Source organism: Colwellia sp. MB02u-10, from assembly GCF_014077185.1.
GTDB lineage: Bacteria > Pseudomonadota > Gammaproteobacteria > Enterobacterales > Alteromonadaceae > Cognaticolwellia.
Map to the genome: position 1 here is coordinate 14,394 of NZ_JACGVK010000075.1, position 13,117 is coordinate 27,510.

Consider the following 13,117-nt stretch of genomic DNA (forward strand, 5'->3'; position numbering starts at 1 on the left):
TTAAAGGAACAGGAAATTTCTATGAATGTTTATACCAAGTCAATAATGGCTATTGCGCTATTTCTTGGCGCAGCGAGTTCTGTTCAGGCAAGTAATCCTTTGCCGAATAAAGAAGGTGCACATCCGCCCCCCAGTTTTGAGTCAATAGATACGAATACCGATGGAGAGGTTGATTTTGATGAATTTTCATCACATAAGCTTCCAAATGATGACCATAAAACCGTTTTTAACCTTATAGACACCGATAATAATGGTGTAATAAGTCAAGACGAATTTGACAACCACAAGCCCCCATCTCCTAAACATGTGAAAGGAAGTCACCATGATTAATTCAATAAATTCAAACATGTCAATACCAGCACAGCCACGGACAGATAAAAATTTAACAGAAGATCAACAACTGCTTATATCTGAAACTTTGTCAGAATTAGATGCTGAAAGCCTCAATGAAGAAGATGCACAGAGTATCATCGCAGCTTTCTCTGAGGCAGGCGTTCAACCAGGAGCAGCGCTTGAAAAAGCAATGTCAGATTTTGGTTTTGATGCAAAAACAGTGGGAGAACTTGCAAATGTTGCTGACAAAGGTAGTATGCCTCCCCCTCCACCTAAGCAAAGTACTGAAGAAATAAGCTCAATTGTCGATTATTTGACAGAGCTTTTAGATGAAAAATTAGCAACAAGTAGTGAAAGTGTATTGAGTGATGAAGATAAACAATCAATTTTGACTCAGGTTTTTGAAAAATTTGGCATGGACGATGACGAGTCTATTATAAACACTTCGGCATAGAATTTAAGGATGACAAATTAATCTTCGAGAGCCGTTTTTTTAAGAAAAAGTGGCTCTTTTCTTTATACCAGATCCACATTAAAGAGTATTAAATTTACTCATGAAGTCATTAAGTTGTCGCAACTTACATGTTCCTCATTTTATGCACATTGTTTGCACACTTCTTTTATAAATTAGCATCTCAATTAATACTAATTTGAGATGAATTTATGAAATACACCCCCCTTTTATTATGCTCACTGCTAATAAGTAGCAGTATGATTGTTGGTTGTGGAGGATCTACTGACTCTTCTGATACTGATACTGATACAGACACAGACACAGATACCATAAGCCTATCGTCATCATCGCTAGTTATCAATGAAATTGTTGCTGATGCTGCCGATGGTGGTAACGATTGGATTGAATTATATGCGCTTGAAGGGACGGTAGAGTTAGCAAATTACAGCATAGTAGATGATAACAGTGACCATATTCCTCAAGCACTACCTGATGCGTCACTTGCTGAAGGTGAATTTATAGTAATTCAAGCAATTGATGAAACTGATACGCCACCTGAAGACGGTTATTACGTTACCTTTAAACTAGGTAGTGATGATGCAGTTACCTTATTTAAAAATGATGAACAAGTAGATGAACTTGACTGGAATGAAGGGAATGCTCCAGAAGGCGCTAGTTACGGGTTATTTATTGACGGAACAGGCAGTGCACAAACATTGTCGCCAACAAAGGGAGCACCGAATCAAGAAGCAACAGAAACTGAAATAGTAGTACGTGATTTAACACTCAATGAAAATTCATCACTACGTATCAATGAAATTGTCGCCAAAGATAGCGGTGGGGGATATGACTGGATAGAGCTATTTGTTACCGGTACTTATTCAGTAAACCTAAGTGACTATACCATCGCCGATGACAATGACGAATTGATGAGTTTACCTAATGTAACCTTAGCTTCTGGCGAGTTTTATCGTATTTATGCCACTACTGATGTTGTTACTGAATTAGAGACAGTGAATTTCAAACTCGGTGCGAGTGATCAAGTCAGCTTGTATCAAGGAGACGATTTAGTTGACCAACTAACCTGGAATAAAGGGCAAGCACTTATTGGCTACAGTTATGGGCATTTTCCTGATGGTAGCGATGCAACAACCACCCTTTCACCTACATCTGCAACAACGAATCAACGTTCGCCTCATAGTTCGCTAGTGATTAGCGAAATAGTTGCCAATGATATTAATGGAGGTGATGACTGGTTTGAGTTATACAACAACTCTAGTGAAAACATTGCGTTAGCTAGTTATCAAGTGATTGATGAAAGCGATGATATTGAACCGGCGAGTTTGCCTGATATTACCTTAGTACCTGGTGAATTTGTGGTGATTTTTGCCAACGTAGATTCTGATAATAACTATGCTGTACCGTTTAAACTAGGTAAAACAGATGAATTAAGCCTGATATTCAACAATGAAACTGTTGATTACCTGGATTGGGATGACAGTGATGTATCAGCTGGTTTTAGTTACGGTTTAAGTGCTGCAAGTAATTTATCCAATAGTTGGGATAAGGACTTTTTAATGCCAACCCAAGCCACTGAAAATCAATTAGCCACGGCTTTTAGTTCTACAGTTGTTCATGATTTAGCGATTACAATTACCACTGAAAATTGGCAAGATATTTTAGCTAACCCGCTTGCAGAAGAATATCATGATGCAAGTATCACATTTAATGGCGTAACGTTAGAAAGTGTTGCCATTAGAACAAAGGGTAATTCAAGTTTAAGTAGTGTTGCCAATTCAACTAGCGATAGATACAGCTTTAAAATTGATATAAATGAGTATGTTGATGGTCAAAAATTCTTTGGGTTGAAAAAATTCACCCTGCAAAACTCTTTCAACGACCCTTCCTACATGCGTGAAGTGATTGCTTATGATCTACTTAACGAAATGGGCGTAGCCACTCCTGAACATGCCTATGTCAATGTTTATATAAACGGTGAGCTATTTGGTTTTTACCTCATGGTTGAAGCCATAGATGGTGAGTTTTTAGAAAACAATTTTTCCAATTCAAATGGTGATCTTTATAAACCCGATGGCGTTGGCAGTGATCTACTTTGGATAAATGGCGATATTGAGAGCTACAGTGATATAAATTTACAAACAAACGAAGAAACCACAGATAACGGTGCTTTTATTAATTTTGTTGCCATGATGGATGAAGGTGCAACCGATATTATTGATGTTGATAACTTACTCAGATACATGTCAGTCAGTGTTGCATTGTCAAATCTAGACAGCTACCACGGTTCGTTGGCCCATAATTACTATCTCTATGAACAAGACGGTGAATTTAGTTTATTACCTTGGGATCTTAATGAAGCATTTGGCTCGTTTTCTCAGGGTTGCAATGGTGTCGACGTCAGAGAGCTTTATATAGATGAACCGATTATAGGCCCTCTTTCGGAGAGACCTATGATCGCTAATGCATTTAGTAAGCAAGAAAACTTAGCCATTTATCATGATTATTTATGGCAACTCATTGATGGTCCGTTATCAAGTGATGAATTTAGTGCTCGTATAGCCAGTATTGCCGACTTAATTAGTGAGCATGTTGCAAATGATCCTAGTAGCTTTTACAGCTATGACGACTTTGAACGTAATTTAAGTACAACGGTAGATCGCTTTTATGGCTTAACTGAATTTATGGAATATCGCGTAAATAATATGACTCAGCAATTACAAGGTGATTTACCTACGGCTGGTAATGGTAGCGGTTTTTGTAGTGGTAATGCCGGTGGCCCACCGCCATAAAGCTCAAGTTATTTGTTTATTGGCAAAAAAGAAGTTATCTAATTTTGCCAATAAACTCATCATTGCCACTTACTGCTATAGAGAAACAAATATGATGAATCAATCACCATCAACTTATGATGATCCAATGAACAACTTTCTGATTCATAGGTCTGAGTCAGGTTTGCTAAAAAAACCATTTGTACATGGTAAATCGAGATTAGAACAAACAAATACCGTTACCGACAAGTCGTTAAGCAAGGTATTAAATGAATTCAGTAGTCATGGTTTAAATGACCTTAATAATGCCAAACTGATGAACCGAGTGGATAGCAAATTTATATTACCCATCTCATTTTTACCTGACTTACTTCTTCAACTAAATAGCTTTTATAGCATCCTTGAAATAAACGGTAAAAGAACTTCACATTATCATAATCAGTATTTTGATACGCCTGATATGGCACTTTATCGTGCACATCATAATGGTAAGTTAAATCGCTATAAAGTAAGGCGTAGACACTACCTTGATACGAATACAGCATTTTTAGAAGTTAAACTTAAAAACAATCAAAAACGAACCATTAAAACTCGCATTAAACTGTCAGGGCAAACAGGTGAACACGCTTTATGTTCACAGTTTATTCAGGAACAAATGGGGACTACATCAAATAATTTAGACATTAGCCAGCAAAGTGGATACCAACGTATAGCCCTTGCTAATGAAGCACAAGCTGAACGGTTAACACTTGATTTTGATCTTTGGTATCAAAATAGAAGAGGAAATAACAAAGTTACGCTACCCGGTTTTTTTATTGCCGAGCTAAAGCAAGTCAAAAAATCTAAGCGGTCGCCTTTCTACCAATTAATGAGCGCAAATAATATATTTCCTAGTGCTTTCAGCAAGTATTGCATTGGCTGTGCTCTTTTATATAACTCGTCAATAAAGACAAATCGATTTAAACCTATTTTGTCGCAATTAGAAAAATACAATCAAAACCAAGCCATTTCATTTCATTTCATTTTATAAGAGTAATTAACATGACCGAATTAGATACACTTTTTATTTCCCGTTTTTTAATTAACCTGCTGTCGTTAATAGTGCTGTGTTACGCCTGTTATTTTCGTGTTAGTAAAAACTCCACAGTTGCTGGCTCATTTATTTTATTTGGTGTTGGTATTTTTATTATTACCTACTTGCTTCATGGTGTTGATATGTCAATGGAATTTTTCTTTGGACTATTTGCGGTTTTCACTATGCTTAGATACCGAACAGAGTCGATTTCCATTAAAGAAATGACTTATCTGTTTTTAGTGACCGCCATTTCTTTATTAACTTCCATTGGTCAAATGAATCTCGTTGACTTAATAACATTGAATGGTGTTATTTGCTTATTAGCTTTCGTAGTCGATTCAAACATTTTCGGTACTAGCTATGAAGAGAAGAGTATCTGCTATGAACGAATCGAAAATATTACACCTGAAAATAGGCATAAATTGATTAGTGACTTAAGAGAGAGAACCGGCTTGCAAGTTGAAATGGTCACAATAGAACATATTGACTTTTTACGTGATACAGCCCAACTAAAAGTCAGTTACCTTCCGCAACGTGCGCCTAAGGAGTACGTAAGTGAGCATAATAGCAAGATAAAGGTAACGCCATGATTAGGGCATATAAAGGTAACGCCATGATTAGGGCATATAAAGGCAAAAACTCAACAATATTTATCGCGATAACTTGCTTCTTAATTGCTACAAATACTTTAGCGAAAGATATAAAAATTAGTGGTGATTTAATGTTAGATCATGACAGTTTTGAATCCGGTTTTTTAGAAGATGAGAATGAAAGCGGCACTGAGCGTTTTTCCAAAATTCGTCGTGCAAATATAAGCATTAAAACAAAGCTAATGGATGATTGGAAAGCAAAGCTGAAAGTAGACTTTTCAGGCGATAGTACTGAAATTAAAGATGCCTATATTAAATACCAAGGTTGGGATTGGGCTGATGTAACAATAGGCCAACAAAAAGAAGGCTTTGGTTTAGAAAAATTAGTATCGTCTCGCGATACCTTAATGATAGAAAGAAGCTTAGTAACCACAGCATTGACACCCGGTAGATCCTTAGGAGTTAGTGTAACTGGTGGGTCAGCGTCTTATAATTGGCAGTTAGGATATTACCAGCCTGATGAGAGTGAAAGCGCTACTGCGGTTACTGGGCGATTAGCATGGTTACCTTGGAGGCAAGGGAATGAATTAGTACATTTAGGCGTCGCTTTTAGTGAACGAGACCTTAACGGGAGTGACTTTCGCATAAACGAAAAAATGGAAGTTTATTTAGCTGATTCATTAATTGAAGGAGAAAAGTTACTCGCTGACAAATCGTCTTTACAAGGCATAGAGTTTTTATGGCAACAAGCTGGATTTACCACCATGGCTGAATGGCAACAGGCAACAGTAACTGACATTAATAACACTGATTATGACTATCAAGGTGGTTATGTACAATTTAGCTATCAACTCTCTGGTGATAACAGAAAATATAAAAATGGCGAACTTGGCTCTGTTACTACACCTGGTTGGGAGTTTACTAGTCGATATAGTCAGTTTGAGCTAATCGAAGAGTCTCGCGAAGCACAAGTATATTCATTGGGGGTAAATTATACGGTGAATGAACATCTTAAATTTATGGCCGATTATATCAAAGCTAAACAACTTGAGGTAAGTAATGAAAGTGATTTTAGTGATGCAGTTTCGCTGCGAGTTCAATATGCCTTTTGAACGATAAATCATTCATAATTTCAACCAGATAAAACGTTAAAAATGAATATTTCTATATTAGACATAAATAAAAATGTCATTTTTAATTTCACACCAATATATGCTGTAGTAGTACAGCTAATTGGGACGTACCTTTAAATATATTTCGATTGCTACACCTCGCTCGGGCGGCGGTAGATTGGTAGAATTAATACCCTAAATTTAAGTGGATTGAAGCCTGTAACAGATTTTGTTACAGGCTCCGTAGCTTATCCAGAAGCCACACTTACTGGTTTAGCATTTTCTAAGCCATTACAAAAAGCGTTGAAATTCAATGATTATATTTTCAAGTTGTGACATGTATGGTCTCTTTATAGCGCCAACTTGTCGTTAGGAAATCTTTTGAAATAGCGAATTTTAAAGCAAAACTAAAAAACCATAAAACGGATTACTCTAAGGGTATTAACTGCCAAAAAGTGCCCTGTTTTAGTCGTGAATTTATCACTGTAAATAGTCCTATTGCCACCATTATAGTCATTCACATAATCGCATAAACATAATTTTTTGATGCGCAAAGCTAAAGGTAGTTAGTACCATATTTCACCTTTGGCCTGTGACAAGTTCTAACTCTTTGCGGAATTCTCTAGAGGGTAATAGGCTTTACAAATTTGGCCTTTTAGCTTTCAATTGATGGTTCAGTAACAGTTTTTGATGCCATAATCCGTGCTTTACTTTTAGCTCTTTTTTTCTTTTTTGAATTTTTATTCGCTAAAACTACTGTACTAATAAACTCTGCTGATTTTTTGCTGGGATTATAAGCAATCTCAATAATTTTACCGTTACATTCGATAATATCTCCGCGGCGAATTTTTTTACGCTTTTGAACTACAACTTCATTATTTACTGAAACATTACCTTCACTGATCATGGTTTTAGCTTCGCCGCCACCGTCAACCATATTGGCAATTTTGAGTAAGTTACACAGTTCTATAGGTTCAACACAAATGTCGATAATTGAGTGTTTTGACATGAAATACGCCTAATGATTTAAAATAATAATATTGCTAACATTCTAACATATATTTGGATAAAACTTATATTAAGGATACTTTATAATTCTGAGTCTGTATAGACGGTAACTACTTGATGCATTTAGCATTTTATAAAACCTTACGAAAAGCTTTGGTATTCACTGATTAAATTTTTTAAGTTGTGACATCTAGGGTTTCTTTATGGCACCAACTTGTCGTTAGGATATCTTTTGAAATAGCGAATTTTTAAAGCAAAACTAAAAATTAATACAACCGACTACTCTAAGGACAGTAGCGGCCAAAAAACGACCTATTTCAGTCGTGAATTTATCACTGTAAATAGTCCGTATTGCCACAAAAGTGATCGTTCATCATAAAGCTGCTAATGCGAACTTTGTGCGCATTGCTGACGTTAGCCTTAACTTATTTAACCTATATTTTCTAATACATTATTTCTTTCGTTTAATTGGTAACAGGCAAACTTAGCTTTTTTCATTTGCGTAAGCGACTATAAAGAGAAAATAGATTTTTATTGTGTCATTGGCAGACAAACTTTTTGATAAGACTTATTAGAATCAAGAAGAAATCCCTCTCCCACTAAAGAAATCATTCTTTCTTGTGATACTTGTGGGTTATCAATTTTAAACCGCATTCTTTCAGGCATATTTGCCTTTAAAATATCTGAACAATACTTTTGAAAGAAAAATTGATCAAACTCACCACTTTCTATCAGTCGTAATAACCCAACTCTAATACGGTCTGCTATCTCGGGGAATGATGGTGAAACATAAAAATAAGTAGCTAACGGGATTTCCAATAAAATACGGTTATCAACTACAAGATCAGGATATAAAGCTAAATGGCTTTCTACCTCTTGGTAGGCTTCGTTGATGCCTCTGCCAAAAGTAGTAAAACGCTGCTTTGATAACATCGCAAATAACGACTCATAACCACTTGCCGTCACGATAACAAAACCAGCCTGTTCCATCGCAAGTCTGGTTGACCATCCATTTCCAGAACCTGTATACAAAGCAGTTAGAGACTGTAAACTATCGACTTGGACAAGCTTTTCACGGTTTTTATCTTTAATGATAAATACCCTAAAGCCTTGAAGACCTTTTCTAATTGGAATAGGTACAGCAATTAAATTACTATCCCATTCCTTTTGAGGAGCTTCAGCAACAACATTAAGTAAGTTACCTTTCTTCAACTCAAGAAATATTCGGCTTCTGGTCATATTCATTTCTGTTGTTTTAACTTGAGCACTAGTATATTCAGGCGTCGCTTTAAAAATTAACTCCATTAGCTCATACGTATATTTATATCTAGGATCTAAAGGTGAAAGAGGCTTGTTAAAAATAACATCTTGACTGGCATTAGTAAGAATTGGTAGAGATAATAAAAGCAACCATAAGCCCAATTTTTTAACCATATTTATTCCTTAATTTTGTAAACTTCATTTCTGAGCTTAGATAAAATGTGTGTTATTTTCCTTAATATCTAAAGTATACTTTGCCTTATATTTAAGATGGTTAATTCTCTTCATCAAAACTCGCCTTAATCTTTTGGTCTAAATCATAGGCGGATGCTTTGCTGCAACTGTTTTTATTTAGGTCATGCTTGATTATACTTGCCTATTTTTGCGGACGTTATCGATAAAAAATATAATCCGAATCAGTGTTTTTACTATATTACTTAGTGTCCTCTTCGTGGCATTACTTAGCTACCTGAAATGGAGTCCCACTGGCAGGTATAAGCTTGAAGCGGGCGTTAGCCATAACGATCTGCTAATCTCAGGAGTGTGAAAAAAGTTGTCTCTATTTTCTAGCCGCTTGTGAAGTTTTTTAAAATTGCTCAGAAATTTTCACACAAAACATACGATTAATTTTTCTAACCTAGTTACAGCCCTGAAACTATTTAACTAAATCCTCACTTTATTTGAAGTTCCACATGAGCTCAAGCATAAGTCATTTGGCTTTTTTGGCTTTAACTAAATGAATTAAAAAGATTAAATTAAACGGATAATTGAAATGACTAGTTATAAGTCACTATTTTTAAATCATTAGTGATCTAAAATAATACATCTTTAATAAAGGGAATAGTAATGCGACGCTGCTCTCTGATTGACGCCTGATCAAGCTGTTCTAATGCGGCAATTAAGCTGGTCATATCGCGGGATAAACGATTAATTAAAAATCTCGCCACGTCATCATTCATCGTTAAACCCCGTTGTTGTGCACGGTATTGCAAAGCAAATGACTTCTCTTTATCTGATAAGGGTTTTAATTGTTCCGTTAAGCCCCAGCTTAGCCGAGACACCAAATCAGGCAAACTAATATTTAACTGTGCAGCGCTTTGATCACCGGTAATAATCAAGCATTTGTTTTGCTCAACCATACGGTTATATAAATCAAACACGCCTTGTTGCCAGATATTATTACCCGCGATCAATTGAATATCGTCTAGACAGACTAGATCAATATTTTCTAAACCGTCAAGTACATCAACCGAAAGTTGAGTAAGCTCAGAAAACGACAAACACAACGAGGTTATGCCTAATGTGTCAGCATAGGCACAACTGGCATGTAACAAGTGACTTTTACCGACATCGGTTAAACCAAACAAAAATAAACTGTGTACTTGTTTATTTTCATCACCTATGTGGTCGAGAAAGTGCGTTAACTGCTGCACAACCATTTGGTTGCTCTCGCTTTTAAAACTCGCGAAAGTTTCATCGTCAGGTAATTGCACAGACAGAGTGAGTTGCGAAACTTTCTTCACTTTTTACCCCAATAAAATACCGGCACTTGTTCTATGCCCTCAGGCGCAGCGAGGGGGTCAACATAACGATTGAGCTGTTCACTCAATTTTAATGAAGCAAGCAAAGCTTGTTGTGAGCCAATTAACGACAATTTAAAGCGTCGATTAGTACCTTTCGCACTGATCAATTGTACTGATTGTACAGCAGACAATTCTTCAAAAAAATCTGACACCGCAATCAAGTCTACTAATGAGGCGATATTGGCAACATCTATTTCAAACTCGTTACTGTTAGTTGTTGATAAAGCATATTGCTGATAAATAATATCGGTGATATCAGACAAAGCAGCGGTTAATAACTCATCAACGTTATTACCTAAGTATTGTTCGCTAAACATTTGTACGTGCTCATTTTGCGCGTCGGTCATTAAACTCCAGTCTACTGCTAAACTATTAACTTGGCACTGAGGACAGTCTAAAAGATCATTGTGGGTGGCAACTAAGCTTGAATTTGAGATTCTAATCACCACTACAGCTTCTGCCATATAACGCGCAGATGCTTGTGCTACTGGTTTTGAAAAACGCCCCCAAACATCAGTTAATGTCAAAGCATTAAGGTCAGTTAAGTCCATTATTGGCATGACTAATGGTAAACCACGCAACTGGGAAAAATCATCAATAACACGGGGTAACAACGAATTCGATGTTGCAGAAATTATCTTGCGTTTAAAGCCATCTTCCTCAACCAACCAGACCATCACTTGTGGTCTTAATTGTCCCCAGATCGGCAAGTCGCTGGCTTTAAACAATTGATTGATCTTGGCTTCGTTAAAGGAAACATTGAGCAATACTTCATTATTAGTACGAATATATTGATATTGCGTAACATACATACTGTAGTTATTTATTGCCTGGGTAATAAGCGGATGATCAATATCATTACCGCCCACCTTGACTAAAATTGCCCGCAAGGCATTTTTAAGTGCTTGATTACGATCGCCATTTGATTGTGACGCTACAGCAACTTTTGCGCTGTACAAGTTTTCGACCTCGATAGCGCTAATTTTAAGCGGTAATACAAGGCATAAGAATATCAGACAATTTCTGAACATATTTAGCATTAACATGTGTTTCATCATGTGTTTCATAATGAAGATCTTATCATAATGTTGCTGATTTTTATCACTTATAAAAAATAAATTATTTTAAAGATTTTCAGCACGTCTTTGCGCTGATAGAATGTGCGCCTTTATCATACAAGCAAACTAACAACATAATTGAGGTTTCCCCGTGAGCGAAGAAAAACAGTCTTTAAATTATAAAGATGCTGGCGTTGATATAGATGCAGGTAATGCCCTAGTTGAAAATATTAAAGGTGCCGTAAAACGCACTACTCGTCCAGAAGTTATGGGGGGTCTAGGTGGTTTTGGCTCTGTCTGTCAACTTCCTACTGGCTATAAAGAGCCCGTACTTGTTGCCGGAACGGATGGCGTTGGTACAAAATTGCGTTTAGCAATAGATTTAAAAAAGCATGACACTGTCGGTATCGACTTAGTGGCTATGTGTGTAAACGATTTAATCGTGCAAGGTGCTGAGCCACTATTCTTCCTTGACTATTATGCTACAGCAAAACTTGATGTTGCCGTTGCTTCAGCTGTTGTTGAAGGTATCGCAGAAGGTTGTGTACAAGCGGGTTGTGCATTAGTCGGTGGTGAAACCGCTGAAATGCCAGGCATGTACCACAAAGGCGACTACGATATCGCTGGTTTTTGTGTTGGTGTTGCTGAAAAATCACGTTTAATTGATGGCACTAAAGTAGCCGCAGGTGATCAACTTGTTGCGCTTGGCTCTTCTGGTGCTCACTCAAATGGTTTCTCTTTGGTACGCAAAGTATTAGAAGTAAATAACACCAACACCGATGATTTACTTGATGGAAAACCATTAGCTGATCACCTTTTAGCGCCAACAAAAATTTATGTTAAATCAGTTTTAGAACTGCTTAAGCATGTTGATGTGCACGCCTTGTCACATATTACTGGTGGCGGCTTTTGGGAGAACATTCCACGTGTTTTACCAGAGAGCGCTCAAGCCATTGTTGACGGCAATAGCTGGCAATGGCCAGCCATCTTTAATTGGTTGCAAGAAAATGGCAATATCAGTGAACATGAAATGTATCGCACATTTAACTGTGGCGTTGGTATGATCCTCGTAGTACCTGCTGAGCAATTAGCACAAAGCATCGACATTCTTAACGCGCAAGGTGAAAACGCTTGGCATATTGGTGAAATTGCTGATCTACAAGCAGGCCAAGAACAAGTTATTATCAACAAAGGTTAATCATTGATGCGAAGCCGAATTGTAGTACTTATTTCCGGCGGCGGCACAAACTTACAAGCAATTATTGATGCCTGTAAGCAAGACAACTATGGTGGCGAAATCGTCGCTGTAGTGTCTAACAAAGCTGACGCATATGGTTTAACGCGAGCACAAGATGCTAACATAGCAACCTCTGTGCTTTCACACAAAGACTTTGATAACCGAGAAAGTTACGATAGTGCCTTGGTCGCCGAAATTAACAATTATCAGCCTGATTTGATTGTGCTAGCCGGTTTTATGCGTATTTTAACCGCTAAATTTGTACAAAAATTTCAAGGTCGCTTGATCAATATCCACCCTTCTCTATTACCCAAGTATCAAGGTTTATATACCCATCAACGCGCCATTGACGCCGGTGATATTGAACACGGTGTGAGTGTACATTTTGTTACTGAAGAACTTGATGGTGGGCCGGTAATTTTACAAGCAAAAGTCCCTGTTTTTCCAGAAGACAACGCCGATGAACTTGCTCAGCGTGTACATCAACAAGAACATCGTATTTATCCTATGGTGGTTAATTGGTGTTGTACTAAGCGCGTAACTATGACAGAAGAATATGCATTATTTGATGGTGTAATCTTACCTATTTCGGGGTATGCTAGCGAAGAATAGTATTTA

General features: G+C 37.1%; 12 protein-coding genes. 8 read left to right on the plus strand and 4 right to left on the minus strand.

What is annotated here, in order from left to right; all coding sequences use genetic code 11:
* The first annotated feature begins 21 nt into the window (after nucleotides 1-21).
* The 6 genes from H4J59_RS03025 to H4J59_RS03050 all read left to right on the plus strand — a co-directional run bounded on the left by H4J59_RS03025 (nucleotide 22) and on the right by H4J59_RS03050 (nucleotide 6,353).
* Nucleotides 22-330, plus strand: coding sequence for an EF-hand domain-containing protein (locus H4J59_RS03025; RefSeq protein WP_182236693.1), 309 nt, complete (start codon nucleotides 22-24; stop codon nucleotides 328-330).
* Nucleotides 323-787, plus strand: coding sequence for a hypothetical protein (locus H4J59_RS03030; protein ID WP_182236695.1), 465 nt, complete (start codon nucleotides 323-325; stop codon nucleotides 785-787). The genes H4J59_RS03025 and H4J59_RS03030 overlap by 8 nt, the downstream gene beginning before the upstream one ends.
* Nucleotides 788-996: 209 nt before the next feature.
* Nucleotides 997-3,597, plus strand: a complete 2,601-nt coding sequence (locus tag H4J59_RS03035) for a CotH kinase family protein (RefSeq protein ID WP_182236697.1) — start codon at nucleotides 997-999, stop codon at nucleotides 3,595-3,597.
* A gap of 91 nt (nucleotides 3,598-3,688) precedes the next feature.
* Nucleotides 3,689-4,606, plus strand: coding sequence for a polyphosphate polymerase domain-containing protein (locus H4J59_RS03040; protein WP_259369371.1), 918 nt, complete (start codon nucleotides 3,689-3,691; stop codon nucleotides 4,604-4,606).
* Between the two features lie 11 nt (nucleotides 4,607-4,617).
* Entirely contained in the window at nucleotides 4,618-5,241 is a 624-nt protein-coding gene (locus H4J59_RS03045; protein WP_182236699.1) for a DUF4956 domain-containing protein, read from the plus strand.
* Entirely contained in the window at nucleotides 5,238-6,353 is a 1,116-nt protein-coding gene (locus H4J59_RS03050) for an OprO/OprP family phosphate-selective porin (RefSeq protein ID WP_259369373.1), read from the plus strand. Before H4J59_RS03045 ends, H4J59_RS03050 begins: the two co-directional genes overlap by 4 nt.
* Nucleotides 6,354-7,008: 655 nt before the next feature.
* On the opposite strand, the gene H4J59_RS03055 is transcribed toward H4J59_RS03050, so the two are convergent.
* From H4J59_RS03055 to H4J59_RS03070, 4 genes are all read right to left on the minus strand, one after another.
* Nucleotides 7,009-7,362 carry an RNA-binding S4 domain-containing protein gene (locus H4J59_RS03055; RefSeq protein ID WP_182236701.1) on the minus strand — a complete coding sequence of 118 codons (354 nt, stop codon included), beginning with the start codon at nucleotides 7,360-7,362 and terminating at the stop codon, nucleotides 7,009-7,011.
* 530 nt (nucleotides 7,363-7,892) lie between these two features.
* Nucleotides 7,893-8,795: a hypothetical protein gene (locus H4J59_RS03060; protein ID WP_182236703.1), complete on the minus strand. Its 903-nt coding sequence runs from the start codon at nucleotides 8,793-8,795 to the stop codon at nucleotides 7,893-7,895.
* A 638-nt stretch (nucleotides 8,796-9,433) separates the two neighbouring features.
* Complete coding sequence (gene hda, locus H4J59_RS03065; protein WP_182234718.1) at nucleotides 9,434-10,144, minus strand: DnaA regulatory inactivator Hda; 711 nt, start codon at nucleotides 10,142-10,144, stop codon at nucleotides 9,434-9,436.
* Nucleotides 10,141-11,262 carry a DUF2066 domain-containing protein gene (locus H4J59_RS03070; protein WP_182236705.1) on the minus strand — a complete coding sequence of 374 codons (1,122 nt, stop codon included), beginning with the start codon at nucleotides 11,260-11,262 and terminating at the stop codon, nucleotides 10,141-10,143. The genes hda and H4J59_RS03070 overlap by 4 nt, the downstream gene beginning before the upstream one ends.
* Before the next feature lie 151 nt (nucleotides 11,263-11,413).
* Between H4J59_RS03070 and purM the strand changes: the two genes are divergently transcribed.
* Both purM and purN read left to right on the plus strand, forming a co-directional pair.
* Nucleotides 11,414-12,460, plus strand: coding sequence for a phosphoribosylformylglycinamidine cyclo-ligase (gene purM / locus H4J59_RS03075; protein WP_182236707.1), 1,047 nt, complete (start codon nucleotides 11,414-11,416; stop codon nucleotides 12,458-12,460).
* Between the two features lie 3 nt (nucleotides 12,461-12,463).
* Nucleotides 12,464-13,111 (plus strand): phosphoribosylglycinamide formyltransferase, encoded by a 648-nt coding sequence (gene purN / locus H4J59_RS03080; protein WP_220469705.1) that lies wholly within the window; start codon nucleotides 12,464-12,466, stop codon nucleotides 13,109-13,111.
* The last annotated feature ends 6 nt before the right edge of the window (nucleotides 13,112-13,117 follow it).

What these genes read in the sequence shown, in the direction of transcription:
- H4J59_RS03025 (WP_182236693.1), top strand. Translation starts at nt 22, where the DNA reads ATGAATGTTTATACCAAGTCAATAATGGCTATTGCGCTATTTCTTGGC.
- H4J59_RS03030 (WP_182236695.1), top strand. Translation starts at nt 323, where the DNA reads ATGATTAATTCAATAAATTCAAACATGTCAATACCAGCACAGCCACGG.
- H4J59_RS03035 (WP_182236697.1), top strand. Translation starts at nt 997, where the DNA reads ATGAAATACACCCCCCTTTTATTATGCTCACTGCTAATAAGTAGCAGT.
- H4J59_RS03040 (WP_259369371.1), top strand. Translation starts at nt 3,689, where the DNA reads ATGATGAATCAATCACCATCAACTTATGATGATCCAATGAACAACTTT.
- H4J59_RS03045 (WP_182236699.1), top strand. Translation starts at nt 4,618, where the DNA reads ATGACCGAATTAGATACACTTTTTATTTCCCGTTTTTTAATTAACCTG.
- H4J59_RS03050 (WP_259369373.1), top strand. Translation starts at nt 5,238, where the DNA reads ATGATTAGGGCATATAAAGGTAACGCCATGATTAGGGCATATAAAGGC.
- H4J59_RS03055 (WP_182236701.1), bottom strand. Translation starts at nt 7,362, where the DNA reads ATGTCAAAACACTCAATTATCGACATTTGTGTTGAACCTATAGAACTG.
- H4J59_RS03060 (WP_182236703.1), bottom strand. Translation starts at nt 8,795, where the DNA reads ATGGTTAAAAAATTGGGCTTATGGTTGCTTTTATTATCTCTACCAATT.
- H4J59_RS03070 (WP_182236705.1), bottom strand. Translation starts at nt 11,262, where the DNA reads ATGATGAAACACATGTTAATGCTAAATATGTTCAGAAATTGTCTGATA.